This window comes from Mangrovivirga cuniculi (assembly GCF_005166025.1).
GTDB lineage: Bacteria > Bacteroidota > Bacteroidia > Cytophagales > Cyclobacteriaceae > Mangrovivirga > Mangrovivirga cuniculi.
Genome location: NZ_CP028923.1, coordinates 4,128,870 through 4,153,116 on the forward strand (window position 1 = coordinate 4,128,870; position 24,247 = coordinate 4,153,116).

The 24,247-nt window shown below is 34.0% G+C and carries 26 protein-coding genes and 2 pseudogenes; 21 read left to right on the forward strand and 7 right to left on the reverse strand.

The annotated features are described in order from the left end of the window. Nucleotides 1–158: 158 nt before the first annotated feature. Both DCC35_RS18100 and DCC35_RS18105 read left to right on the forward strand, forming a co-directional pair. The gene (locus tag DCC35_RS18100) at nucleotides 159–341 is read left to right on the forward strand and encodes a hypothetical protein (protein WP_137092129.1); all 183 of its coding nucleotides are present in this window, start codon (nucleotides 159–161) and stop codon (nucleotides 339–341) included. A gap of 118 nt (nucleotides 342–459) precedes the next feature. Then, on the forward strand, nucleotides 460–936 hold the full coding sequence (locus tag DCC35_RS18105; RefSeq protein WP_137092130.1) for a hypothetical protein: 477 nt from the start codon (nucleotides 460–462) through the stop codon (nucleotides 934–936). Between the two features lie 550 nt (nucleotides 937–1,486). Here DCC35_RS18105 and DCC35_RS21060 read toward each other — a convergent pair. Further along, nucleotides 1,487–1,660 (reverse strand): annotated as a pseudogene (locus DCC35_RS21060) (alpha-hydroxy-acid oxidizing protein); the annotation flags it as partial. A 410-nt stretch (nucleotides 1,661–2,070) separates the two neighbouring features. Then, on the reverse strand, nucleotides 2,071–3,363 hold the full coding sequence (locus DCC35_RS18115; RefSeq protein ID WP_137092131.1) for a hypothetical protein: 1,293 nt from the start codon (nucleotides 3,361–3,363) through the stop codon (nucleotides 2,071–2,073). Nucleotides 3,364–3,616: 253 nt separating this feature from the next. Between DCC35_RS18115 and DCC35_RS18120 the strand changes: the two genes are divergently transcribed. The 3 genes from DCC35_RS18120 (at nucleotide 3,617) to DCC35_RS18130 (ending at nucleotide 6,590) form a co-directional block, all read left to right on the forward strand. After that, nucleotides 3,617–4,177, forward strand: coding sequence for a porin family protein (locus tag DCC35_RS18120; RefSeq protein ID WP_137092132.1), 561 nt, complete (start codon nucleotides 3,617–3,619; stop codon nucleotides 4,175–4,177). A gap of 232 nt (nucleotides 4,178–4,409) precedes the next feature. Next, nucleotides 4,410–5,525, forward strand: coding sequence for a carboxypeptidase-like regulatory domain-containing protein (locus tag DCC35_RS18125; RefSeq protein ID WP_137092133.1), 1,116 nt, complete (start codon nucleotides 4,410–4,412; stop codon nucleotides 5,523–5,525). A gap of 114 nt (nucleotides 5,526–5,639) precedes the next feature. Further along, on the forward strand, nucleotides 5,640–6,590 hold the full coding sequence (locus DCC35_RS18130; protein ID WP_137092134.1) for an alpha/beta fold hydrolase: 951 nt from the start codon (nucleotides 5,640–5,642) through the stop codon (nucleotides 6,588–6,590). A 101-nt stretch (nucleotides 6,591–6,691) separates the two neighbouring features. Here DCC35_RS18130 and DCC35_RS18135 read toward each other — a convergent pair whose 3' ends face one another. Continuing rightward, nucleotides 6,692–7,909, reverse strand: a complete 1,218-nt coding sequence (locus tag DCC35_RS18135) for an OmpA family protein (protein WP_137092135.1) — start codon at nucleotides 7,907–7,909, stop codon at nucleotides 6,692–6,694. A 129-nt stretch (nucleotides 7,910–8,038) separates the two neighbouring features. Here DCC35_RS18135 and DCC35_RS18140 point away from each other — a divergent pair, with 129 nt between their 5' ends. From DCC35_RS18140 to DCC35_RS18150, 3 genes are all read left to right on the forward strand, one after another. After that, entirely contained in the window at nucleotides 8,039–8,656 is a 618-nt protein-coding gene (locus tag DCC35_RS18140) for a DUF998 domain-containing protein (RefSeq protein WP_137092136.1), read from the forward strand. An 84-nt stretch (nucleotides 8,657–8,740) separates the two neighbouring features. Next, on the forward strand, nucleotides 8,741–9,103 hold the full coding sequence (locus DCC35_RS18145; protein ID WP_137092137.1) for a nuclear transport factor 2 family protein: 363 nt from the start codon (nucleotides 8,741–8,743) through the stop codon (nucleotides 9,101–9,103). A gap of 143 nt (nucleotides 9,104–9,246) precedes the next feature. Further along, nucleotides 9,247–10,059: a metallophosphoesterase gene (locus DCC35_RS18150; protein WP_137092138.1), complete on the forward strand. Its 813-nt coding sequence runs from the start codon at nucleotides 9,247–9,249 to the stop codon at nucleotides 10,057–10,059. Nucleotides 10,060–10,194: 135 nt separating this feature from the next. Here DCC35_RS18150 and DCC35_RS18155 read toward each other — a convergent pair whose 3' ends face one another. Both DCC35_RS18155 and DCC35_RS18160 read right to left on the reverse strand, forming a co-directional pair. Continuing rightward, nucleotides 10,195–10,812, reverse strand: a complete 618-nt coding sequence (locus tag DCC35_RS18155) for an HmuY family protein (RefSeq protein ID WP_137092139.1) — start codon at nucleotides 10,810–10,812, stop codon at nucleotides 10,195–10,197. A gap of 10 nt (nucleotides 10,813–10,822) precedes the next feature. After that, nucleotides 10,823–12,904, reverse strand: coding sequence for a TonB-dependent receptor plug domain-containing protein (locus DCC35_RS18160; RefSeq protein WP_137092140.1), 2,082 nt, complete (start codon nucleotides 12,902–12,904; stop codon nucleotides 10,823–10,825). A gap of 89 nt (nucleotides 12,905–12,993) precedes the next feature. Here DCC35_RS18160 and DCC35_RS18165 point away from each other — a divergent pair, with 89 nt between their 5' ends. The 6 genes and pseudogenes from DCC35_RS18165 (at nucleotide 12,994) to DCC35_RS18185 (ending at nucleotide 16,354) form a co-directional block, all read left to right on the forward strand. After that, nucleotides 12,994–13,893 carry a DUF6607 family protein gene (locus DCC35_RS18165; protein ID WP_137092141.1) on the forward strand — a complete coding sequence of 300 codons (900 nt, stop codon included), beginning with the start codon at nucleotides 12,994–12,996 and terminating at the stop codon, nucleotides 13,891–13,893. A gap of 139 nt (nucleotides 13,894–14,032) precedes the next feature. Then, nucleotides 14,033–14,197 (forward strand): annotated as a pseudogene (locus tag DCC35_RS18170) (cation transporter); the annotation flags it as partial. A gap of 96 nt (nucleotides 14,198–14,293) precedes the next feature. Beyond that, on the forward strand, nucleotides 14,294–14,509 hold the full coding sequence (locus tag DCC35_RS21370) for a hypothetical protein (protein ID WP_246070078.1): 216 nt from the start codon (nucleotides 14,294–14,296) through the stop codon (nucleotides 14,507–14,509). Continuing rightward, the gene (locus DCC35_RS18175) at nucleotides 14,506–14,994 is read left to right on the forward strand and encodes a DUF2490 domain-containing protein (RefSeq protein ID WP_246070080.1); all 489 of its coding nucleotides are present in this window, start codon (nucleotides 14,506–14,508) and stop codon (nucleotides 14,992–14,994) included. Before DCC35_RS21370 ends, DCC35_RS18175 begins: the two co-directional genes overlap by 4 nt. A 229-nt stretch (nucleotides 14,995–15,223) precedes the next feature. Further along, nucleotides 15,224–15,715, forward strand: coding sequence for a DUF6624 domain-containing protein (locus DCC35_RS18180; RefSeq protein ID WP_394347745.1), 492 nt, complete (start codon nucleotides 15,224–15,226; stop codon nucleotides 15,713–15,715). A gap of 174 nt (nucleotides 15,716–15,889) precedes the next feature. After that, a complete protein-coding gene (locus tag DCC35_RS18185; protein ID WP_217495884.1) occupies nucleotides 15,890–16,354 on the forward strand; it encodes a hypothetical protein in 465 nt (154 codons plus the stop codon). Nucleotides 16,355–16,393: 39 nt separating this feature from the next. On the opposite strand, the gene DCC35_RS18190 is transcribed toward DCC35_RS18185, so the two are convergent. Then, on the reverse strand, nucleotides 16,394–16,678 hold the full coding sequence (locus DCC35_RS18190; RefSeq protein WP_137092143.1) for a hypothetical protein: 285 nt from the start codon (nucleotides 16,676–16,678) through the stop codon (nucleotides 16,394–16,396). A 228-nt stretch (nucleotides 16,679–16,906) separates the two neighbouring features. Between DCC35_RS18190 and DCC35_RS18195 the strand changes: the two genes are divergently transcribed. From DCC35_RS18195 to DCC35_RS18210, 5 genes are all read left to right on the forward strand, one after another. Then, entirely contained in the window at nucleotides 16,907–17,737 is an 831-nt protein-coding gene (locus tag DCC35_RS18195; RefSeq protein ID WP_137092144.1) for an FkbM family methyltransferase, read from the forward strand. A 99-nt stretch (nucleotides 17,738–17,836) separates the two neighbouring features. After that, nucleotides 17,837–18,859: a serine hydrolase domain-containing protein gene (locus tag DCC35_RS18200; RefSeq protein WP_137092145.1), complete on the forward strand. Its 1,023-nt coding sequence runs from the start codon at nucleotides 17,837–17,839 to the stop codon at nucleotides 18,857–18,859. Between the two features lie 418 nt (nucleotides 18,860–19,277). Next, nucleotides 19,278–19,556 (forward strand): hypothetical protein, encoded by a 279-nt coding sequence (locus DCC35_RS18205; RefSeq protein ID WP_137092146.1) that lies wholly within the window; start codon nucleotides 19,278–19,280, stop codon nucleotides 19,554–19,556. A gap of 83 nt (nucleotides 19,557–19,639) precedes the next feature. Next, nucleotides 19,640–20,074 carry a helix-turn-helix domain-containing protein gene (locus tag DCC35_RS21065; protein ID WP_217495885.1) on the forward strand — a complete coding sequence of 145 codons (435 nt, stop codon included), beginning with the start codon at nucleotides 19,640–19,642 and terminating at the stop codon, nucleotides 20,072–20,074. Nucleotides 20,075–20,088: 14 nt separating this feature from the next. Further along, nucleotides 20,089–20,955: an IS3 family transposase gene (locus DCC35_RS18210; RefSeq protein ID WP_246070082.1), complete on the forward strand. Its 867-nt coding sequence runs from the start codon at nucleotides 20,089–20,091 to the stop codon at nucleotides 20,953–20,955. Between the two features lie 37 nt (nucleotides 20,956–20,992). Here DCC35_RS18210 and DCC35_RS18215 read toward each other — a convergent pair whose 3' ends face one another. Beyond that, nucleotides 20,993–22,003: a fasciclin domain-containing protein gene (locus tag DCC35_RS18215; protein ID WP_137092147.1), complete on the reverse strand. Its 1,011-nt coding sequence runs from the start codon at nucleotides 22,001–22,003 to the stop codon at nucleotides 20,993–20,995. 447 nt (nucleotides 22,004–22,450) lie between these two features. Between DCC35_RS18215 and DCC35_RS18220 the strand changes: the two genes are divergently transcribed. Together DCC35_RS18220 and DCC35_RS18225 are read left to right on the forward strand one after the other, a co-directional pair. Continuing rightward, a complete protein-coding gene (locus DCC35_RS18220) occupies nucleotides 22,451–23,374 on the forward strand; it encodes a hypothetical protein (protein ID WP_137092148.1) in 924 nt (307 codons plus the stop codon). Between the two features lie 106 nt (nucleotides 23,375–23,480). Continuing rightward, the gene (locus DCC35_RS18225; protein ID WP_137092149.1) at nucleotides 23,481–24,164 is read left to right on the forward strand and encodes a DUF4919 domain-containing protein; all 684 of its coding nucleotides are present in this window, start codon (nucleotides 23,481–23,483) and stop codon (nucleotides 24,162–24,164) included. Nucleotides 24,165–24,247: the final 83 nt, after the last annotated feature.

The following is a 24,247-nucleotide window of genomic DNA, read 5'->3' on the forward strand; positions in this document are numbered from 1 at the left end:
GGCTAGGACATCTGTGACTATGACATCTTAGTTCCTGACAACCGTTGCTTTATAGTCGACATTTTGCTCTGTATTTGGTTCAAATACTTAATGATGTTGAAGATAAAATTATTGAGTAACTGTTATTTAATCGATATGCTCACCCAAAAAACATTGCTATGAGAGAAGATTTGAAAAATAGACTTCTACAAAAGGCTAAAACAAAAGCAAGTATACTTGGAGTTGAAATAACATCAGAACTTGAATCGGATTTGGTTTCATTTATCAGCCAGGGTGTTGATCGAATGTCTTCATCCGAATATGATTCGACAGATGACAGATTAACTGCTGAAAAAATATAGAAACTCTGGTTGAAAACATGTCTTTTAACGCCAGCTCAAGAAATTTAAATGAAAGTCTGGATTCAAGAAGTTTTTCAACTGCTAAATCCAATATTTGTCCACTTTGGCCATTTTGCTAATGAAACCGAACGAACAAAAAGCATTTGATTTTGCTGCTGATACTTCAAAACAGTTGATTACTTTATCAACTGCGATTATCACTCTGACAATTACATTTTCTAAAGACATTATCGGAGTCGCAAATATTTCAAACTCTTCATCAATTTTCTGGGCCTGGGGAATTTTTATCTTATCGGTAATATTTGGGATTTGGACTCTTATGGCATTAACTGGTAGTTTACAACCCATGAAAAATGTTAAGACCATTGAAGAATCGAATTCTTCAACTAATGATTCCAGCAATGAAGAGTCGATAACCATAAATGGGCTAAATGTAAAAATTCCAGCCGGACTTCAAATTTTAAGCTTTATTGCAGGTTTAATTTTAACTGTTAATTATGGAATAACATCTATAAACTCGCAAAAAGAAGAATCACAAATGGAAGCTTTCAGTAAAAAAAAATGTGTAGGAATAATTAAAAAATTAGAATGGTAAGCAACAAAGCCAATTTCTATAGATATAGATCCAAATAAGGCAGAAAAACAATAAGCACCTCACAATAACCAATTTAAATAATAGTGATTTTAAATAAAAAATTTATTTTCCCATTACTTGTCAGGGGCAATATTCTACCTTTTTATTTACTTTAATTATAGATGATTGGATAATATAAACCCCATCATCCTTTTCAATTCCAGTCAATCCTGGTTCACTGGCTTTATAAGAATTTACTTTTTCGTTCTATCCGTTAGTAAACGTTTACTTTCGACTAACTGAATACTATGCTGTGAAAAATTCATAAATCTGAATTAATTTAATAGTATGGAAATACTAATTATTGGCTCAGCAATTTTATTTAAAGTAACCATAGTCGCTTCCATTATTTACCTGATATGGAAACATGGCTTTAAAAAAGGAAAGCATTCAACGAATTATTAACAAATTACTTTTAACGTGAGACTTATCATTTTTCACGCCTAAAAACTTATTAATACTCATATTTAATGCTAAACAGCAATTAGCAATGCTTTATTGTACCTTCACTTCACCTCACTAATGAATTCCTATTAATCCCTCCTACCTTACTCACCCCGGTTTGCTGCATCACCAGTTTGAATTCTTCTTTTAGTATTTTGAGTACCATTTCTACTCCCGGCTGACCAAAAGCTGCCAGCCCCCATAAGTAAGGCCTGCCAATGCCCACAGCTGTGGTGCCTAGTGCAGAAGCCTTTTAAATATCTCCTCCTCTTCGAATACCCCGTCTAAAATAACAGGGGTCGTGTTTTTGGCCACTGCATTGACTTCGGGTAAGCATTCAATGGTTGCGCTGCCAACGCTGTCCGGATTTTAACTTCAAAATAACTCCGGGCTTTTAATGAAAAGCAGAGATTATATTACAGTCATTCAATAAAGTGATTGTATCTTATTTATAATTTAATATAAGTCTGAACTACGATTCACAAGATTAAAGGATGATAGAATGAATTAATAAATCCTGTTAATCATTGTTTTAATCCGTATCAATCATAGTTCATTAATTGACATTCTCAGCATACGCGTATTGCTTCGCTACGCGCGACAGTGGCGGGCGCCGTTAGCAAGATATATTCACTTATCACCCCATAATATTTACTTCTGCATAACCTTATAAAAAACTAATTCTTTTACTTTATTATGAAAAATGGTATCCTTCTCCTGGTTGTAAAAATCATAATATAGTTCCAGCTTGTGTTTGCCTTTTTTCAAATGTGAGATATCAACAATAGATAATAATCCATCCTGTCCTGTTTGAGACCTCCTTTGATATACAAAATCGTCTTCCAGCAGTTTACCATCTAATGCCACTCCGTAAAATTTTTCCAGGCAGTTCATTTTTAAAGAATCAGGATTGATATCAGGATTCTCTTTGAATTTTTCATAATCACACGCCGGGAAGATCCAGTTTTGCTCATATCTTGAAGTGTGGACTATAAATAGTTCAAGGTAATCTTCCTCGACGACATAATCTCCTATATGCATATACTTCGAATATACTCCATCATCCACTTCACTTCGATACTGATTTTCATCTAATCGGTACTTTTCATCAGTCGGAACCAGAGCAATAGCCCGACCCAATACAAAGCCTTTGGAATTCAATGATTGAACTGAAAAAAAGGCAGCTAGACTAAAGATTATTAAGATCAGGCTAATAACCCATTTTTTATGATTTGTAATTAATCCATAATATATATTTCTATAAAGAAAGGATAAGGTTAACCAACTGGCTACTAAATGGATCGGATAGTAAACTTTATTGGTATAAGGGATTTTTCTCAGGCCACCTAAACTAATAAAATCAATAAATACAATAATGAAAAAAGTGATTAATGTATAATTTAAGACGGAATAGTCATAATTACCCGGAAAGATGGTTTGAAAAATACCGATTCCCGATGCTATAATTAAGAAAAAGACACTCAGCCCAACCAGCCACATAAATACAAGAAAGCTGAAGGCGAAAATCACACTGCAAACCTTCTCCAGTGCAATTATTTGACGACGATAATCACCTGACTTCTCAACCAGACGCAGGTATTTATCCGGATAATTTAACTTTTGATATTTAATGCCAGACTTGTACACATAACTTAACCCCACAAATGCCGCCCATACAGACCGAAGTAAAATATGACTTAAAAAGCCGATTATTAGAATGATATTGGCAAATTTTAAAATAGAAGTGAACACCTCATTAACTGTCCCATTAGAGAACATTTTCGAAGAATTCATTTCAAGGAAGTAATTCAGATCACCTATAAGGGGGTAAATTTTAAATAGTCCAAAAAGTACAATCCCTGAAATCAATATTTCCGGCTCCCAACTGGCTTCCTGTATCCTTTTTAACCATGCCGGAACTTTAAACTCCTCTTCTTTCTGCATTATAAAAAAATTGGTTGATAAGATTTTAATAATAACTGTTTATCTATCGAAGTTCAAGCTAATCAACTATTTAATACCCGTTTTTCTCAGAAAACCTGGTCAGCATTTTAATTAAAACTGCCATTATCCATTCGGTGTATATCCCCTTAAAAGCCATTGAAAACAATATTTAAAGCTAATTAAATTAATCGAATTTTAGGTTTTTGGCATGGCTTTTGAAATATCCGGCAAAAACACTTAAATAAAATCTATCATGAAAAAACTAATAATCTTATCAATCATTACCTTATTAGGTTTATCATCAAAAATTAATGCCCAGGATGTCAGCTATGGACTGAAAACGGGTCTTAATATTGCTAACGTTATCGGTGGAGATGCTGATAGGAATAACTTATTTACTTTTCATGCAGGTGGATTTGTTGAATTTGGAGTAAATGAAAAGTTTTCCATTCAGCAAGAGATATTATTTTCCAGACAAGGCTCTGAAATAGACAATTCCCAGGAAGTAAGATTAGATTACCTGGCTTTTCCCATATTGGCAAAATATTATTTAACAGACTATATAAGTATTGAAGCAGGACCACAAATATCATTTCTAGTTGAAGATAAAGTGGTTTACAATGAAAATGGATATCCCCCATCCGAATTAGATGCAAACAGCTTTGATTTAGGGCTAAATATCGGATTTGGCTACAATATAAGCTCCAGGCTACTTGCGCAAATGCGATATAATTATGGCATCACAACGATAAGCGAAAACCCGGATTCTAACAATAGTGTATTTCAGATTTCGGTAGGATATAAATTCAAATAGCACCAAACTACTTCTACAACAAAAGCCCTTAGATATAGGGGCTTTTGTTTTTTACAGATAATTTATAAAAAGAAACTTTCTATTACCCTGTAGGAAGTTTAAACTTTTACGTTTATAAAAATCCTAAATGTATATTTGACTAAGAATACATTCTAAAGAAATAAAAAAGTATTTAATATTTAATTCAAGGATATACTAACTCTTCAACCATACGGATAGTAAAAAAACAACCATGAAATACCCTTTGATTCTATTTTTCCTTATTATTCATTTTCCAGTGGTTTCCCAAACCCAACTTCAATGGAAAGGCCGGATACTTGCTAAAAAAGATTCTACTCCTGTTTTTAATGCCCACATTTATATAAAAAATTCGAACATCAGCACCTCCACCAACGAGCAGGGATATTTTCAATTGAACTATTCTGAAACGAATTCCAATTCTCCGATATTGATATCCTGCATAGGATATAAGCCGGTTATCATTCAGAAAACAAAAAATACCAGAACGATTTACCTGGAGGAAAATACCTACACTCTTATGGAAATAGTGGTCAGAGCGATTGATCCTAAGAAAATATTAAAGACAGCCCAGGAGAATTTTACCAGAAATTATTATAAAGGCGACATCACGAAAAACATCTACTATTACGAAAATATTGTGTCGAATGATGAGCCATTGCGCAGACTGGAAATAATGACTAAAGTGGGCTCTAAGGGATTTCAAAACCACCATAAAAAACCTGATTTTTATGTCTATCAGAAAAGACCAGTTTTCAATAATGACCAAAGCTTTTATGGAGCAAATGGTATTGACGTTCTTTACTCCCTCGCCTGGACCCAAACATATCTGGATAAAAGTGTATTTAAAAAATTCAGGTTTTCGTTAAAAAGAAAATCAAATTTCCTCGGATTTGAGGCTTATCACCTCCTTTTAGAATCAAAACAAAGACCTGATCATAAGACGTCTATCTATATTACTGTCAAAGATAATGCTATAATTGCTATAAATGAGTCATTTCAAAATGATATAAAAAAGGAAGCAGAACCTGAACACTTTTACTTTCTGGAATCCATTCAATATGTGGATTTCATCAAATCAAAAAGTGGTAAATGGCATGTGAATTCTATCGATGATTACAGGGTTTCCATACGTAATCAACTAGTAAATAAAACCCGAAGATATATTAAGGTGCTTTCTACAAAAGAAGCTAAGATCGAAACTGATCTACCGAAAGTAAAAAGAGAAACAGATCTTTACGATTATGATGTCACTTACGATGAGGGATTCTGGAAAGATTTTAATGCACCTCCTTTAATAAAAGTTGAGTCTATGGAAGGGGTTAATTGAAAGTTAAAAGATTTTAAAAAATTAAATACAGTTTCCTGGTTTCTAAATACCTTCAAATTTCAAACATATTAGTTCTGCGAACCATTCAACAAACCAAAATACAATAACGTATCAATGAAAACCCTGATCAAAATTCTCAAAATCGTATTTATAAGCATTATTCTTATCAGTGCTTTTGTTGCCTTAATTTTCGGTCATTCCAGCATTCCTCTGGACGAACTAAAAGCGGAATACGCAAACGAAGAATCTGAATTTATGTCTATTGATGGTGCCAATGTCCACTATCGCGACGTAGGAAATCCCGGTGATTCGCTACCCATTATTCTAATTCACGGCACCGGCGCGAGTCTTCACACTTTTAATGACTGGACAAAAGAATTAAAGACAAACCACCGTGTTATAAGAATGGATCTTCCGGGCTACGGTCTTACCGGTCCTTTTGAAAACCGGGATTATTCAATCCATCACTACGTAAACTTCCTCAATACTTTCCTCGATTCGCTAAGTATAGATCAATGCGTAATGGGTGGAAATTCACTTGGAGGACACATCGCCTGGAGGTTTACCCTTAAGCATCCTGAAAAGGTAAACAAACTAATCCTCATCGATGCTTCTGGTTATCCTTTCAAATCAAAAAGTAGTCCGATAGCGTTTAAAATGGCTAAAGTACCAGTGGTGAAAAATGCTTTTACCTATATCACACCCCGATTTGTTGTCGAATCGAGTGTCGAAAATGTTTATGCTGATGATTCTAAAGTAACCGAAGAAGTGGTTGACCGATATTTCGAACTTACCTTAAGGAAAGGAAACAGACAGGCCTTTGTTGATCGCTTCTCAACGTCGAATAATCTTAAAGCCTACAAAAAATTGAATACCATCAAAACAGAAACGCTGATTCTTTGGGGAGAGCAAGACGATTTAATTCCCGTTGAAATTGCCTATCAATTTCATGAGGCACTTCCTAATGATACATTGGTTATTTTACCAAATGCAGGTCATATTCCCATGGAAGAAATACCTGAAAAAAGCCTGGATGTAGTATTTGATTTTTTAAATGACAAATAACCTGATAGACTTTATAAAAGTCTTTTCTTAAAACATTTTAATTCAAAAAAAAAGGTAGCCAGAAGAATCTACCAGCTACCTCTTTTCCGACTCTTTAATTCTTATTTCTTAACCCCTTCAAGTCCTTTTTCATCGGCAGGACTATCACAATATCCCCAGAACATGGTGAATGTAGAATAGTCCTTACTGAACTTAAGCTTTAAACTACCCCAGTGATTACGATCGTAAACATATGAGTCACATTCTTTTCGGGATCCATTTTCAACCCACTTACCCTCTATAGTGTAAGGGTCGGTTAGCTCTCCAACGATTTCTCCTCCATCGCTTTCATACCATCCTGCAATTTTATCACCATAGCGATAAATATGAAGATCCCCCCATTTACCGGCATCCCAGGTACCAACAACGCCTTTTCTCTCTTCATTTTCATTTGGGAATACGATAATCTCTACCCGGCGGTTTTTGCTTCTGCCTTCTTCAGTAGTATTATCAGCGACCGGATTTTTCTCACCAAAAGCATATACCTTTATTTTTCCCTCATCGATATTATGATTATTGATCAGATAGCTTCTTATTTCTTCTGCTCGTCTTTTAGACAGGTCGATATTACTTTCCTGGCTTCCTACATTATCTGTATATCCTTCTATAACAGTCAATCCATTTATTTCAGATACTTTTTCACCTATAGACTTTAATTCTGTCTTATCTTCTCCAAGGGTAGCCTTTCCAAAATCAAATAAAACTGAGCTGCTCAATTGAAAATTTATACTTGATCCGATCGCACCTATAGCATCGACATCTGCACCCGGCCAGCGGCCACTTTTGCCATCTTTAACATCGACGATCTTGACATATCTGAAAATATCCGATTCATTAACATACTCCGAAATATCAACTTCAGACAATCCTCCACCGGTTTTTCCCACATTGATCCAATCATTTCCGTTTTTAGAGATATGAACTTCGACAGGTTCTACATCAGGACCTATTTCGAAGATGTATAAATCAGGCCCCGGAATATCATAGAGAATATTATCAGTAAACTTTATGGTAAGCGAACCCCCATATCCAAGGGTTGTATATTTTTTCTCAAAATCCCCTGTGTAATCCGGAATCCCCAAGATGGGCTCAGGTATGCCATATCCTTCAATCGGTCCCGGATCGCCTACCTGGAACTCAACTACTTCATCAGCAAAAGAGATATCACCAAAAGGAAAAAATACCCTTCCTCCATGACCATCCGGATAGGTTCGCCCTATTTGAGCTGATAGTGAAAAAGAAATAAGCAATAGCTGAATTGTAATAAAAATTGGTTTCATAAAAATTGGTTAATAGATTTAAGTTATGAGGCACATAAACTATATAATAGATTTAGAAATCAAAAAAAATATTAATTCATCTAAAGCACTTTCGTCAAAACAGGTATAAAACTTATTTTTTCGGTTAACATGAATAAAAACTTAGTATTTGCATCAGGTATCTTAGGAGCAGCGTTTTTTATATTTTCAGCTTTTATCGGGGGATTCTCAATTGAAGATTACAGCCACATTTCCCAATATATAAGTGAGTCGTATGCATATGGTACTCCTTATGGTAAGTATCTACGATATTTTGGATATATACCGAGTGGATTTTTTCTGACTATCTTTGCTTTTTCAGCGCCCGCCTATTTCAAAAAGTCAGGTTTAGCTCGAATTGGATTCTGGGGAATAGGAATATTTTATGGCATTGCTACAATTATTACCAGCATCTTCCCCTGTGATGAAGGGTGTAACAAAGAAATGATAGATCCCTCCATTTCACAGATAATTCATAATGCAACTGGAGCATTTACCTATATCTTCGTTCCAATAAGTTTGCTTTTAATTGGCTTTGGACTGCGAAATGATCGAAGAACTTTATTTTTGTCGTATCTGAGCATTGGGGCAGGGTTATTTTCAATACTTTTTGTGCTGATTTTAATGTCAGACCCGGCATCAAACCATATTGGACTACTGCAAAGAATTATTGAAGCATCAATTCTTTTCTGGATAGTCATGTGTTCAATTTATATAAAAATTAAGTAGCTCTTATCAAGCAATAAATAATCAGTTGCTTTTAGATTTTATAACCATAATCGTACTTTGATAAGGAAAAAATAATTAATAGTTATGAAAGAATTAGTAGAAACATGGTTTACCAAATGGGAAAAAGGTGATTATCAAAATCTGCCCATTACAGAAAACTTTAAGCACTCCAGTCCATTTGGAACGATTGATGGTAAAAAAGCTTACCTGAATCTGGTTAAAGAAAATGAAGATAAGTTCCTCGGGCAAACCTTCGTAATCCACGATGTTATTTATGAAAAAGATAAAGCCTGTGTCCGATATACTGCCAGACAGGGAAAGGATTTTTCTTTAGATGTGAGTGAGTGGTATTATGTGAAAAACAACTTAATCGAAAAAATAGTCGCTTATTATCACATTGGAGAAATAAGGGAGGAACGAAGGCTTGATAAACCAGATTTAAATTGAACTCAGCCTACGCTACATTTCAATCATAGGTTATTTGATTTTAATAAGCTATTTTCGGATTTCAACCAGGATGGATTTTTGCAATTTTTTAATTGCAATTAAGCATAAACCTGGTATACCATTATATTTACAAATCAGAGTAAATGAACAAGTCAAGCAGAAGGAAATTTATAAAAGGAGGAATATTTGCTGCTATCGGCTTGACTTTTTTAGATTCATTATGGTTTGAAAAATATATAATCGATTGGAACTACTTTGACATATCCAAATCAGCAAAAAATAAAATCAAATTCATTCAAATTTCAGATTTGCATATTAATGAGTTAAAGTCCTTTCATGAATCCATTGCTGAAAAGATCAACTCAAAAAAACCAGATATAATTTTTATTACAGGAGACTCTGTTGATTCAACTGATAAGATCGAGTCTCTAAATAAATTCCTGGAATTAATTGATACGTCAATCCGAAAATATGCAATAACCGGAAACTGGGAATACTGGGGCAATGTTAACCTGGATAAACTAAAGGCTGTTTATTCTAACAACAATTGTGAATTATTGATCAATGAAAACAGGTCAGTTAAAATAAAGGATCGTGAAATATCGATAATCGGAATAGATGATCTGGTAGGTGGTGAGGCTGACTTTCCGAAAGCAGTTGAGAATCTTAAAAAGACAGATACAACGATAGTTTTATCGCATTGTCCGGTGCACCGGGACATAATCACAAAACAAAAAGGTGATTTAAAGATTGATCTGGTTCTCTCCGGTCATACCCATGGAGGACAAATTACTTTATTAGGAATGGTACCGTTCAAACCAAGGGGTAGTGGAAAATATTTAAAAGGATGGTATAAAAATTCTGATCTCAAAATGTATATCTCAAAAGGAATTGGCACAAGCATTTTACCAATTCGATTTGGTGCACGGGCAGAAATGGTCGAAATGGAGGTCTGATCGAAAATTGTGTGATAAGTTTTTATAGTTGCTTTATAGATGGTCAAATGAGGTGGATCCTTCCTTGTAATCAAAAAAATATCGCTCCATCTGAATGGAGCGATCATAAAGGCAGGTAAACTAAAACCTATTCAATCAAAATGATTCTTTTTCTGAGTCCGGTTGATAAGTATAATTAAATGTATAATGCTGACTGTCACTAGAAGTATCACTATCCTTGTAATAACTCAAAATCTCTACTTTTGCATAATTGTTGTCTGCAGTCCTGAATACCAGTACTCTTCCTGGTATCGCAGATACAATATTATTAGCCGGATTATAATTATACCAACCGTTACCCGACCCAGTAGGAATAGCGAGTCCGTTTTCTCCATCCTGCGAAAACTTTAATTCATCAATATTATTAACCTCACTGAAGGTTCCTTCCATTATGTATGCAGCAGCATTTCCAATTCTCTCTGGCTCTGAAGACAAACCAGTTGATGACCCTCCATTAACCAGAATAGTTGTTCCTCTAAAAGCAATATCCCAATCAGTTTGGTGGGTGGTAACAGCTCCAGATGAAAAATCAAACTTCACAAAATCGCCTGAAATAGTTGGAGGATTAGTAGTGTAATCTGAAGTCTGAGGAGCATGCAGATTTGCAATGGTTTCAGATTGCACAGCCTCAGTTTCAGGTGCCTGATCGTCTGTACATGAAAAAATTAGTAATTGAACTACTACAGCAAATGAAAATAATCTAAAGTTTATCATTTTTATATATTTAAAAGTTAACATTAATTGTTGAATACAAAATTCTTCCGGGGACATTGGTGATATTTTGAGGATCTGTAAAATTGAAAATATTGTCTGCTCCTAATCCAATTTTATATCGCTTCTTGATTTTTTTATTGATGGCAATATCTATTATGGAATAACCATTGACAAAATCATCGTAACGATCCAGGTAGGAATTGCCATTAGAATCCACAATACCATATTTACTTCGGTAGGTAGTTCTCAGGTTCACATCCACTTTCCACTCAGGTATTGTGTAAAACACCTTAAAATTGAACATGTGCCTGGAGCGATTTAATAATCCAAAATAATCGGAAACCTCTAATCGAAAAGTAGGAGAATCGGGCGATGTCCTTGCAAAAACCAACCCTTCATCAAACACATCGAGAGCATTCCTGTCAACAGCATATAAGAGCTGATATCCTCCCGTTAATTTAAGATCTTCACTATAATTGTATGAAAAATTAAACTCAACTCCCTGGGTAGTAACACGGTTGATATTGTAATAGCTAAAGACATTTTGTCCATTAGTTTTTCTGGCTACGACCCTCGTATCAATCAGATTATTTATATCATTCCTGAAAAGATTCAGACTCAAATCTATATTTGAAACCGGGTTAAACTCGAAGCCTAAATTATAACCTATAGAGCTCTCAGGCTTTAAATCGTTTTCAAAATCAGACAATGGTACTTCGATACTTACCAGCTGGCCTTCCGATTCAAGCTGGGGAATGCGGGTAGTTACTGCATTATAGCCCAAAACCGTATAACCGATGGTCGCATTAGAAAAATCGAAATATAGTTGCCTGAAATCCGGGGTTTTGAATCCGTAACCAACAGAGGCCTTAACTGCAAATTTATGGTTTAAAGAATAACGAATCGCCCCTTTGGGACTAAACTGGGACTTGTAAACACTGTGGCTATCAAACCTGGCACCTAATATCAGGTTTAAGTTTCTATTTATGGTCCCGTCATACTGTATATAAAAATAGGGTGAACTGAATTGGGGCGTTCCAAAAAAATCATCCCGTTCCAGTCGCTCATGGGTAAGCCCTGCACCGCCATAAAATGAATTATTTTTATTTACCTGGTAGTTTAACCGAATTTCGGGTCTTAAAAACAACTGATCAAACTCGCTGTGAGTAAACCTTTCTCCGCTAGCTTGATTTAAATATTCTTCAGACTGATAGTTAGTTGCATATAATTCCAAATATGCGTCAAGCTTATTATTAAATATATGATCTACCTTCAATAAGGTATTCCAATCCCTGGTCTGACTTTCGCCTCTTAAACTATCTGAAGCAACATTATCCTGGTTTTGATAGTAAAGCCTGCCTGATAATAAAAATTTGGTACGTTTATTAAAATCATAGGTTAGCTTGTTAGAAAGGGTATAATTATAAAACTCTTCTACCGTATTTACCAGGTCCCCCTCCTGAAGGTCATATCCATTGCTGCTGAATCGGTTAAAAAATGTACTTAGTCCAATTTTCTCTTTTTTAAAATTTAAATTGGTACTTAAATCATGACTATTAAATGTTGAATACCTATAGTTAACATCCCCATTAAAACCTTCTTGCGGACGTTCAGTGATGATATTAATTACTCCGCCTAAAGCCTCATTACCATATAAACTAGATGAAGCTCCTTTTATAATTTCAATTTGTTTAATATTTCCGACACTTATCCTGCTTAAATCCAGCGTCCCTGCCCTTCTTCCAATTAATGGAACCCCATCAATTAAAATCAGGGTATACTGACTGTCTAACCCTTGTAATTGAATTCCTTCCCCATTGCCAAAATCAGGGATTGTTATCAGCCCGGTTTGCTCATTTAAAATATCGGATAACCTTACAGAGTTAATCTTAGAAATTTCCTCTTTTGTTACAATGTCAACCGGCATAGGTAAAGATGTCAATTGCCTTTCTGTTCGAGTGGCAGTAATCACAATTTCGGGCAACTCCTTTATAGAAATAGAATCAATTACACCCTGATCTGCAGACTGAGAAAAAGCTGTCTGAATAGAAAAAAACCATATAAAAATTAACGCTCTATTATTTGTAATCATTCTAAATAACAATATATTTGTGTCAAATATATGTACTATTTATATTTAATCTAAATTAAAATAAAGAATTTTTAAAAAAATCTACACAGATGAAAAAACTAACTTTATTCTTATTATTAGGCGCTTTTTCACTTAGTATTTTGGCTCAGAGCAAAAAGCAAAAAGACCTGGAAGCCATTAAAAACATGTGCGGCTGCTACGAGGTCAGCTTCAATTTTGCCGAGACATTTAATTATTCAGAAGATTCAACATATAAAGGCTCTGAGGTCAAGCATTCTGGTGCAATCGAGTGGGTTCAGCTGGTAGAAGATTCTGATAATAAACTAGTATTACAACATTTATTAGTCGTTGGTAGTCCCGAATCTCAAAAGGTAATTAAACACTGGCGTCAGGACTGGTTGTATGAAAATCCTGATTTGTATATGTATCAGGCTTCAAATAAATGGAAATATGTAAAAAAAGCAGACGATGAAGTCAAAGGGCAATGGACTCAAAAAGTATATCAGGTAGACGACAGTCCTCGATACGAAGGTTCAGCTACCTGGGTCCACGTTGACGGTAAAAGTTATTGGGAAAATACCACAGACGCACCATTACCAAGGAGAGAATACACCAAGCGAGATGATTATAACTTAACCGTAAGAACCAACAGGCATCAGATTACGGAAACAGGTTGGATTCACGAACAGGATAATGATAAAGTAATTAGAACCGATGAAAAGGATTTCGTTCTGGCACAGGAAAAAGGATATAATTTTTATACCAGAGTCGACGATGAAAAATGCAAAAAAGCTAAAGACTGGTGGAAGAACAATCAGAATACCTGGAAATTAATTCGCAGTAATTGGGACGAAATTTTCGCAATGAAACAAGATGTGGAATTAAAAAATAAGGTAGAAGGGAAAAGGCTTTTTGAATATATTTTCGCATTAGATAAATCAGCAACTAATGAAGATATTAAAAATATACTCGAAAGCTTTATTAATTAATTCTATCATTTCTATATCAAATTTCCTTTCTTTTAAAGAATCTAATTATTGATGGTCCTGGGATTAACCAGGACCTTTTTTTATACCCATTTACCAAAAATCCTGGTAATTGTAACATAGGCTAAAATCTTTTAGTTACAATATGATCTTTACCTCTAATGATGTAATTATTAACACAGGTGTGATTCTTGCCGGTTTATTAGTTCACTGGTTAGATTCCAATAAACCTGACCTGATTATCGGTACCATCGTCTTTATAGTAGTTATACGTGGAGCGATAAGAATTTTAAAACTTGGTAAATAAAAAACTCTATCAGCCTCAGTTTACCCTTTAATTCTTAAATTTGGACCGCATTTTTTGATTGCTATTAAAACAGACATTTAAAACCTGACACTTTTTATGAATAAGATAAATTCATTAATCATATTTATTACCCTTTTTATTCTTCCAGGAGTAGTTAACGCGCAAATCGAAGATGATAAGCTGGGAGCCTGGTATATGTATTTTTTCAACACGACTTTCAAAGATGGACCGTGGGGATTTCAGGGTGATATCCAATACAGAAACTGGAACCTGGGGGAGATCTTGAACAACTACTTCTTCGCGGTGGAGTGACATATAAACCAAAAAAGACCAACGTAAAATTCACTCTCGGATACGGTAATATCACTACAGGCCAATACGGGAAAGAATTGACTGAAACCGTCAATGAAAGCAGAATTTACCAGGAAATATTATATCCTGTAGTTTTTGGTGAGAGAGTTTATACTAACCACCGCTTCAGATATGAGCAAAGATTTGTAGAGGATCAGGATTTCAGAACCCGTTATCGATACAACCTGTTTATAAATATTCCTTTAAATCAAAAAACGATCGATCCGGGTGGACTGTATCTGGCTTTATACAATGAAATTTTTATCAATGGTCAGCGAGATATCGGTGATGGTAATACCGTAGAGATTTTTGACAGAAACCGTTTTTATTCAGCTCTTGGATACGTGATTAAAAAAGGAATTAAAGTTCAGTGTGGAGTTATGAGACAGTCGACCAACAACTGGAACAAAAATCAGCTTCAATTTAGCCTGCATCATAAATTTTAATCTGATCTATTCACAGAATATTTTTTAATTCACCTTATAAATGAATCAAAAATTAATCGCATTAATTGCCTTGGTTTTAATCTTTCAAGGTTGTAATAAACAGGAAAAAGAAACTTCAAAAACAGTTGAAACACAGTTTAACTAGGAACTGGCTGACGAATTAGAAAGACTAGTAGAAATTGATCAAACAGCTGCAAATGTTCCAAAGGGTAAATTCAAAGAATATAGCATTGAAGAATTTAATAACTACAAAGACAGTGTTTTTACTTCCAATAAAAAAAGAGCTGAGGAAATTTTAGACCAATATGGATACCCCGGAATTAACCTTGTCGGTAAAGAAGGCTCCTCAAATTACTGGTTAATCGTTCAACATTGTGATTTCGATCCCGACTTTCAAAAAAGAGTTTTGAAAATGATGAAGAAAGAAATTGAAAAGGATAATGCTGATGGAAGAAATTACGCCTATTTAACTGATAGAGTTAGAAAAAATACCGGTAAAAAATTGCTGTATGGCACACAGGTGGTGTACAACAGCAAGGGACAGGCAGTTTCCAGGCCATTGGAAGATAGCGCAAATGTTAATATACGCAGATCTGAAGTTGGTCTCCAACCTCTGGAAGCCTATTTAAATCAAATGACTAAGTTACATTTTGAAGTAAACAAGGAATTGATGCTTAAAAAGGGCATTACTGAACCGATCCTATACGAAGTACCTAAGTAATAATTAAGGAAAGGCCACAACATTGGAATTCAAAACCCCTGAGCAACTAAAAAACATCGGGCATTTCGATAAAAATCAAAAATAGACCGTTGATATAAAAAATATTGCCTTTTCATTATTTATGAGCAATAATTAAGACATAAATAACCAGACAGCCATTTAATATTTATCAATATGAAAATTAAATCTTTGAATCTTCAAGTTGGTGAAACAGAAGATAAAAAATTTTTGAAAGCCAAATCTCAGCTTGAATTATTGATTGAAGATCTAAAAGGCCGTGAGTTACCGGATAAAGTTATTGAAGAAATAAATAATGAAATTGACGATTTGAATTCTATTTCCGGTTCACATAAAGAAATCCGCCGAAGTATTAAAAAGAAACAATCGAATATTCTAAAAATATTAGAAACAGAATTGAAGCTCGTTCCTAAAAACCATTATAGAAATACCTGGATGGCCATCGGAATGGCAGCTTTCGGACTACCTTTTGGAGTGATTTTCAGCTTTTTGATCGGAAATATGGCTTTTTTAGGTATTGGCTTGCCAATCGGTTTAGCTGTTGGCATGGGTATAGGTGCTGAAAAAGATAAAGAATCTCAAAACAACAATAAGCAATTGAATTTTGAAATAACTTATTGATCTAAATAAGTAATTAGAAGATTTTTCCTTGTCGAATATTTAAGTCCCCGCAATAGGAGTCCCGAAAATTCCTACTGCCAGTTCAACCCATACTAGAAAAAATAGCCCCAGAATAGCTAAACAAAGTATCAAACGGTACTTAAAACCTTTTACTTTTCGTAGGATTAGCTCGATCACCAATCCTGTTCCGGTTAGTAAAATCCCCATAACAATAAAATCAAAAAGCGACCAGCTAACTTCAGTGGTAAACTGCATGGCCGTAAATGGTATTAATAATAATACAGCAACGAGACTTAAGATGAATATCAACCTGGAATTTTTCATAATCTAAAATTTATATCTATATATTTTCTGTCGGTAACTTTTAATATATTAAAGATAATAAAAAGTACTTTGCATTTCAAAGTATGTAGCAACAATTTTATGTATACAACTTATAAACAGCTATTTATTGCATAAAATGAAATAATAACCTCAATAATTCTATGTCTTAAAAAGATTTTGTTTTAGCTTGACAACCTGAATTTACATTAACTCTTATTATTGACATAAATGTTTAATTATTTAATTGAAAGCTTCAAAAGAAAAAGAGCCAGAAGGGTAACTCAGGAATATCCACACAGGATCGATGAATTTAATCTTTCGGAAGAAGGACCAGTGAAATTTGCTAATTGGGAAAATCCTTTGGTTCCACAAATTGAACTTACTCAATCTGAAATTAATTTTTTTAAAAAGTTTATTAGAAAAGGAGACGTAGCTATCGACATTGGAACTAATATAGGAGACACAACTGTTCCGATGGCATTAGCTGCAGGTAAGGAAGGAGTAGTTTTTGGTTTTGACCCCAACCCTTATGTCTACAAAATTTTGGAGGCGAATTCTGAATTAAATAAGGATAAAACCAATATTGTACCGATGCTTAATGCTATATCATCTGATGAAGGAGAATATTATTATTCATCTTCGGAAGCATCATTTGCAAATGGAGGTATTTCACCCACAAAAGAAAACAGCCACGGAAAATTTGTTTATCCTGAAAAGATAAAAGGAATAGATTTAACAAAATATCTCAAAGAAAAGCACAGTGAACTTCTGGATAAATTGACTTTCATAAAAATTGATACAGAAGGTTATGATAAAGAAATCATCAAATCAATAGCTCCTTTAATTAAAGAATACAAACCGTATCTTGTTGCTGAGAGCTTTGGCAAAAGTTCCGATGAAGCTAAAAAAGAGTTGTTTGAAGTTATTAAAAAGCTTGATTACGATATTTTTTATTTCGAAGATTTTATCGAAAACGCTAAAACCAGTGAGATAAAAACTCCTGAAGAAATGGCAGAGTGGAAGCAAACAATAAATGTTTACGCGATGCCTAAGAATTAATAATCTGACAAAAAAATATAACCGCTGACGTAATTTATCCTATAATATATAATGCTAATTCATAATTTATGCTTACTGAAAAATCCAGAAGCATAAATTATGAGAGCATCTTTTTTCCCATCATTCTCTTTCCTCCTTTTCATTTTGATATGTGGTTGCAATAAACAGCAGACCATTGATTCCTATATTAAATCCAAATATGAAGAAGGTGAGTTTAATGGTAACATATTAGTCTTAAAAAATGATTCTATCATATACAGTAATAGTCTTGGAGTTGTAGACCAGAATCAAACACCATTAACACAAAATCATTTTTTTGGAATAGGTTCTATATATAAAGAGTTTCCTGCTGTGGCAATCATGCAGCTAGAAGAAAATGGGATCTTATCTTTGAAAGACCCAATTTCTAATTTTTTAGATGATTTACCTTCCTGGAGTTCTCAAGTCACAATTACACATCTCTTGCAATATTCCAGCGGACTACCAAAAGTTGATTGGGAATCTCATTTTAAAAATAATTCTGCAAACCTACATGCTATTTTAAATCATATAAAAACAATAGAAAATTTGTCATTTACTCCTGGGACAGATTACCTCTATTCAAACTACAATCCTTTCTTACTGATCAGAATAATCGAAAAGGTCAGCAATAAAAGCTTTAATGAATATGTAGAACAAAACATTTTGAAGCCACACAAAATTGAAGGAATTGTCATTAAAAGTATATATCCATACAAGGATAATCGGTTGATGGCTTTACCTGTCAATAGTAATTTACAACCTGATGAAATAAAATATGAACTTCCTACATTTTGTTCTACTACTACAGGAATGTACCATTGGTTTAAATTATTGGATAACTATGAAATTGTATCAAAAGAATCAGTAAAAAAATTATCTGAAGAAGTCATTGAGGGAGATAATATCCAGGCTCCACTTGGAAGATGTGACTGGGAAAATGGTGATATTGCTTTACACCTGCATCATGGCAGTACTGGTAATTATGAAGTGCTGGTTAGAAACCATAAAAAGGAAGATATCATGATTATTTTATTAACTAACCAGAAACACGAAAACCTCAACGATATTGCTGATCGCATTATTGAACTTACTAATAATTAAAAAGTGAGTTTACAAATCACGGAAAAAATAGAACAGGTTAAAACCTTTAAAGGGGTTACATATAAACTTTAAATGGTATCTAAATTTGGATTTACCTACTATAAATTTTTTGGAGCTTTATGAAAAAAATTGAATTTGCAATCAGTGCAATCACCGTCATCGTCATTATACTTAATTTGTTCTTGGTGCCTGGCACAAGCGTAATTATGATAATATCATTATCGTCTTTGTCTTTTATTTATATGTATATGTCATTTATTATTTTAAATGATATCCCTTTAAAAAAGTATTCAAAAGTGCTTCTTATAATGATATATCTACTCTCAGAATTCTCGGATCAATTGCAACCGGATTACCATTATCGATCATTACAGTAGGAATACTATTCTGGCTACTTTATTTCCAGGGCATTAACATAATGTTGAAAGTTGGATTGGTGATTCTGGCAATTATTTTAATTGTTGCTTTAATAAAATACTTTATGACCAAATCTGAATTTTACTCCCGGGTCTTAAAGCGGGCTCTCATTTGGGGAGCTCTTGGATTGACTACATTACTAATTCAACCTGAAAAATGGCTGGAAATTAAATATTCAGATCACCCGGACTATGTTAGTGCCGTTAAAAATCTTAGAGAACATCCTGATGATCCCGAAGCTTTAGAGAAGCTGAAGGAAGAACAAAGAAAATTAAATTGAAAAAAAGCCATTCAGATTTGAATGGCTTTTTCTTTGGAAACTTTTGTCTCGTCCTGAAATAGCGTTACACAAAAAGTAATGTTATGAAGCAAAAAGATGAGAACCAGTACGTTAAGCGAACACAAAAAGACTACAGTTACACTTTTAAATTATCAGTGGTCGAAGAGATAGAAAGAGGAGAGCTTGGCATAAGAGCCGCATCCAGGAAGTATGGAATACAATCTCACTCTACCATTACAAATTGGTTAAGAAAATATGGTACCTTTGATTGGTACAACAAAACCCATTTAAACTTGTCAAAGAGCCCAGAACAGAAATTATTGGAGCTTGAACAAAAAGTCAAGCTCTTGGAGAAACAGAAAGCTTCATTGGAAAAGAAACTAGAGTTTACTGATAAAAAGGCTATTTTCTTTGATATGATGATCGATATTGCAGAAGAAGAGCTAAAGATTCCTATTAGAAAAAAGTACTCACCCGAACAATCGAACGATTCAAAGAACAGTACAAAGAAAGCTTAACAGCTACCTGTAGATTGTTTGGGAAGAGTAGGCAGGTTTATTATCGAGCAAAGAAATCTGAGGCTAAAAGAAGAGAAACAGCTTCTGTAGTAGTGAAAAAGGTTCAACAAGTACGGATGAGAATGTCTGAATTAGGCACAAGAAAGCTCTACGAAAAGCTTTATGATGAGCTTCGGGAACTTGGGGTTGGTAGAGACCGGTTGTTTGCCATTATGAAAGCTAATCACATGCAAATACTCCCAAAACGGCAATACCACATCACGACCGACTCCCATCATAGATTCAGAAAACATCGCAACTTGGTTGAGAACTTAACCCTTAATAGGCCCGAGCAGTTGTGGGTTAGTGATATTACCTATATAGGGAACCGACAAAATCCAATGTATCTATCTCTGGTGACAGATGCTTATTCAAAGAAAATAATGGGGTTTAATGTATCTAACAGCCTCCATGCGCAAGGGGCAATCAAGGCATTAAAACAAGCGATTAAAAATAGAAAGTATTATGATCGAGAACTAATTCATCATTCAGACCGAGGTTTGCAATACTGTTGTGATGATTACCAAAAGGAACTTGATAAAGGTAATCTGTTGTGTAGTATGACAGAAAAGTATGATCCCTACCAAAATGCTATTGCAGAACGAGTGAATGGTATTTTAAAGCAAGAATTTATTAAGGGCATACTGGTAAATGATATAGTTCTAATGAATAAATTGATCAAACAATCTATTGATATTTATAACAGAGAACGTCCTCATTACAGCTGCTATATGAAGACTCCAGAATTTATGCATGGACAAGAAAAAATTAAAATAAGAACCTATAAAAAAATAGCACCGCAAAATTGTGCGATGCTACTTAATTATTATTTATCCTTGTAAAAACTGTAACGTTTATTCAGGACTAGTCATTTTTTAATTAAAGAGTTGGCAATATCACCCTGTCGATAACATGAACAACACCGTTAGTTGCCTGTAAATTAAGTTGTGGTAAAACTAGATTTGATTCTCTACCATTAACATCTGTTAAAGTTAAATTATCTAAATCTACAGTAAAGGAATCCCCATTTAGTGTTGGCACCATTTGTTCATCAGTAAGTTCATTACTACAAATTTTTCCGCCTACCACATGATATAATAATACAGCAGTGAGGGTTTCATCATCAATCTCATCCAGGGAACCATATCCTAATTCTCCTAATAAGTCTAAAAAGGCAGCATTAGTCGGAGCAAATACAGTAAGATTATCCTCTCCACTTAAAGCACCATCTAAACCAACCCGGGTTACTGCATCAACAAGAATTGAGAAGTCAGGATTACTCATTGCCAGTTCGACAATATTTTTATCAGGCGGGAAAATCACATTATCAATTATATGAAATACACCATTAAAAGCTTTTACATCCGCTTTTATCACCTGGGCATCGTTAATGAAAACTCCTTCGGTGAGGTCAACTCGTACCTCTTCTCCGCTTAAAGTAGGAAAACATCCATAAGTCAGATCAGATGAATAGACCTTTCCTCCAATCACGTGGTAAAGTAAAATATCCTTAAGATTTGGAACATCACCAATGTTGGTAGGATTAAGACCCAGTTTAGCAAAAGCCTCGTCAGTAGGAGCAAATACTGTAATATTGGCTCTAACTACAGTTGAGATCAATTTAGTTTTAGCAAGGGCTACGGTTAAGGTTTTAAATGTTGGACGTTTAGACATCCACATGCCTTTACCTCTTCCTCTTCTCTCATTTTCTCCGGGATTCTCAAATTCCGGATATCCAAAATACTTTATCTCTTCATCAAAAGAAGAAAGTGCTTCATAAATGTTATCCTCCTGTGCAGGAGCTACATTATCAACTTCCTGATTACAGCCAACAAGGAATAAACCTGTGAAGGCAATCATCATAAACAAATGCTTATTCAAACGTTTCATAGTGGTTAGTTTTTTATTTTTATAACCACCGTAAAAAGTAAATTGTTTTATTGCTTTATAACAATTTTAAAAAAATACAAACATCAGAAGCTACTGAAAATAAGGTAATTATAAACTTTTAACCATATTTAAATCGGCTAAATATATTTAAAATAGCAATGATTGATTAGAATAATACAATAATTAGTTGATTAAATATAAAAACAAACTTCTTGAAAAAACTATATCCCAAAAAGCATCAAATAATTAAAATCAATTCTTTTTTAATTGTCAAACATAAGTAATAATGGGGTTCTTAAGATTGCCTCCGCATACGAGTATATGATCACATAATTATTAAGGTCTTTATTAAATCATTAAGTAATAATTCTTCTTTTATTAATCGTTTATTCTATTAATTCTTTCAACATAATTATTATTTTTGAGTAACCAGCAATTTATTTTTTGATGAGTAAGTATCTATTTTTTTTATGTATCCTGATTGGATCGATAAAGTCATTTGCACAAACCAAACCGGCAGGAACTCCCGTTCAGATTCTGGCAAATTGGATGCTGCACGACAATAAAACCTACACTATCACCGAAAATAAATTTAAGGTAATTGAGAAGGATACCGTTGTAAATGAATCGATAACTTATGAAGTCTCTATTGAGGTATCAGATTCTACGACAACCTCATATACAGTTGAATGGACTTATGATAATTTCCAGGTAAATTCAAATGACATTTCTTTAAATCAGTTAAGTTATATATTAAAAGGTCTTTCAATCGAATTTAAAACTGACGAACTAGGCATTTTTGAACGACTTAGTAACTATGAGGAAATTCAGGAATTCTTAAATGACAATCTTTACACTATCCGAGATCAATTCGATGATCAGGAAAGTTACGTCAAATTTAAAACCCGGATTGAGAAGGAATATTTAGTACAAAATAACTTTGAAACGAAAGTAATCAGGGACATTCTTCAGTTTCATCAATTTCATGGTACAGAGTTTTATGATGATGAAACTTACTTTGGTGAAATTCAGGTTCCAAACATGTATGGTGGTGAGCCTTTTGACTCGGATGTGACGTTTTGGTTAGAGGATAATGACTATTCAAAAGGGGTTTTCGAGGTTAAAATGCAAGAAATAATAAACTCTCAGCAATTAACCAGGGCTACGTACGACTTTTTGAAAAATAATTACTCTGGAATTGAGGAGATCACTCCGGAAAACGCTGATAATTTCCCTACCCTGACTAAGGCAATATTTACCACAGCCAGTGTAAATGCATCCGGATGGGTAATCCAATCGGTTCAGACCTCTGAAACACGGGCAAACAAGACTAGCAGAATAGAAGTTCGTAAGATCGAACTAAATAATTAATTTACTGAAATATTATATATAAAATTTATATCACATCCGATCGTTGAGAATATACTTATTATCAAATAATATCGAAATTAATAGTATCTACAGAAAATACTAATCTATGAGAATAACATTATTCATATTACTAATACTAATCACAAGTATAGAATCTTATTCTCAACAGGATAAATTTTCTGATCCTGATTACGAAAGCATAAAACAGGAAATAAAAAAACAAGAATCTCCATTTAACTACCAGCGTTTATTAAAACGATATGATCAGGGCGATTCCACAATGACTCTTCAGGAAAAGCGCCATTTATACTATGGACACTCTTTTCGACCAGAATATAGTCCTTATAGCAAGTCCATATATATGGATAGTATAAATACTATTTTAGCAAGCTCTGACTCTGTGATTATTAACAATAAAAAGTTTTTGAGTTATTCCGATTCTGTTCTTTTAGACTTCCCTTTCAATTTGTTCATTCTTGATAAGCTTTATTATTATCACCTGGCTGATAATAATTCTGAAAAGGCCGATATAATTCTGGCTAAAATCAATATTATTCTCGATGCAATGCTTAGTACCGGCGACGGTATAACAAGGGAAACTGCTATCCATGTGACCTACACTTCTCATGAATACTTCGTGATCAATGTTTTAGGGCTTGAGTATGGTGGTAAACAAAAAAATATCGACCACTATGATTTTCTTTCAGTCCAGCCAAATGAATTTCAACTAAAAGGGTTAATCTTTGATATTACTCCCCTTTATCGTTCAGCAATAGAAGGCCAAAATTGATTTTTAAACTCATTACCCATTTTACTACTTATAGTTAATCTATATCTTTTCTTATCAAAAGACGATTTCATCGAAATATATCT

Bases quoted from the DNA above. Each gene is read 5' to 3' on its own strand.
- DCC35_RS18100 (WP_137092129.1), top strand. From the start codon at position 159: ATGAGAGAAGATTTGAAAAATAGACTTCTACAAAAGGCTAAAACAAAA.
- DCC35_RS18105 (WP_137092130.1), top strand. From the start codon at position 460: ATGAAACCGAACGAACAAAAAGCATTTGATTTTGCTGCTGATACTTCA.
- DCC35_RS18115 (WP_137092131.1), bottom strand. From the start codon at position 3,363: ATGCAGAAAGAAGAGGAGTTTAAAGTTCCGGCATGGTTAAAAAGGATA.
- DCC35_RS18120 (WP_137092132.1), top strand. From the start codon at position 3,617: ATGAAAAAACTAATAATCTTATCAATCATTACCTTATTAGGTTTATCA.
- DCC35_RS18125 (WP_137092133.1), top strand. From the start codon at position 4,410: ATGAAATACCCTTTGATTCTATTTTTCCTTATTATTCATTTTCCAGTG.
- DCC35_RS18130 (WP_137092134.1), top strand. From the start codon at position 5,640: ATGAAAACCCTGATCAAAATTCTCAAAATCGTATTTATAAGCATTATT.
- DCC35_RS18135 (WP_137092135.1), bottom strand. From the start codon at position 7,909: ATGAAACCAATTTTTATTACAATTCAGCTATTGCTTATTTCTTTTTCA.
- DCC35_RS18140 (WP_137092136.1), top strand. From the start codon at position 8,039: ATGAATAAAAACTTAGTATTTGCATCAGGTATCTTAGGAGCAGCGTTT.
- DCC35_RS18145 (WP_137092137.1), top strand. From the start codon at position 8,741: ATGAAAGAATTAGTAGAAACATGGTTTACCAAATGGGAAAAAGGTGAT.
- DCC35_RS18150 (WP_137092138.1), top strand. From the start codon at position 9,247: ATGAACAAGTCAAGCAGAAGGAAATTTATAAAAGGAGGAATATTTGCT.
- DCC35_RS18155 (WP_137092139.1), bottom strand. From the start codon at position 10,812: ATGATAAACTTTAGATTATTTTCATTTGCTGTAGTAGTTCAATTACTA.
- DCC35_RS18160 (WP_137092140.1), bottom strand. From the start codon at position 12,904: ATGATTACAAATAATAGAGCGTTAATTTTTATATGGTTTTTTTCTATT.
- DCC35_RS18165 (WP_137092141.1), top strand. From the start codon at position 12,994: ATGAAAAAACTAACTTTATTCTTATTATTAGGCGCTTTTTCACTTAGT.
- DCC35_RS21370 (WP_246070078.1), top strand. From the start codon at position 14,294: ATGAATAAGATAAATTCATTAATCATATTTATTACCCTTTTTATTCTT.
- DCC35_RS18185 (WP_217495884.1), top strand. From the start codon at position 15,890: ATGAAAATTAAATCTTTGAATCTTCAAGTTGGTGAAACAGAAGATAAA.
- DCC35_RS18190 (WP_137092143.1), bottom strand. From the start codon at position 16,678: ATGAAAAATTCCAGGTTGATATTCATCTTAAGTCTCGTTGCTGTATTA.
- DCC35_RS18195 (WP_137092144.1), top strand. From the start codon at position 16,907: ATGTTTAATTATTTAATTGAAAGCTTCAAAAGAAAAAGAGCCAGAAGG.
- DCC35_RS18200 (WP_137092145.1), top strand. From the start codon at position 17,837: ATGAGAGCATCTTTTTTCCCATCATTCTCTTTCCTCCTTTTCATTTTG.
- DCC35_RS18205 (WP_137092146.1), top strand. From the start codon at position 19,278: ATGTTGAAAGTTGGATTGGTGATTCTGGCAATTATTTTAATTGTTGCT.
- DCC35_RS21065 (WP_217495885.1), top strand. From the start codon at position 19,640: ATGAAGCAAAAAGATGAGAACCAGTACGTTAAGCGAACACAAAAAGAC.
- DCC35_RS18215 (WP_137092147.1), bottom strand. From the start codon at position 22,003: ATGAAACGTTTGAATAAGCATTTGTTTATGATGATTGCCTTCACAGGT.
- DCC35_RS18220 (WP_137092148.1), top strand. From the start codon at position 22,451: ATGAGTAAGTATCTATTTTTTTTATGTATCCTGATTGGATCGATAAAG.
- DCC35_RS18225 (WP_137092149.1), top strand. From the start codon at position 23,481: ATGAGAATAACATTATTCATATTACTAATACTAATCACAAGTATAGAA.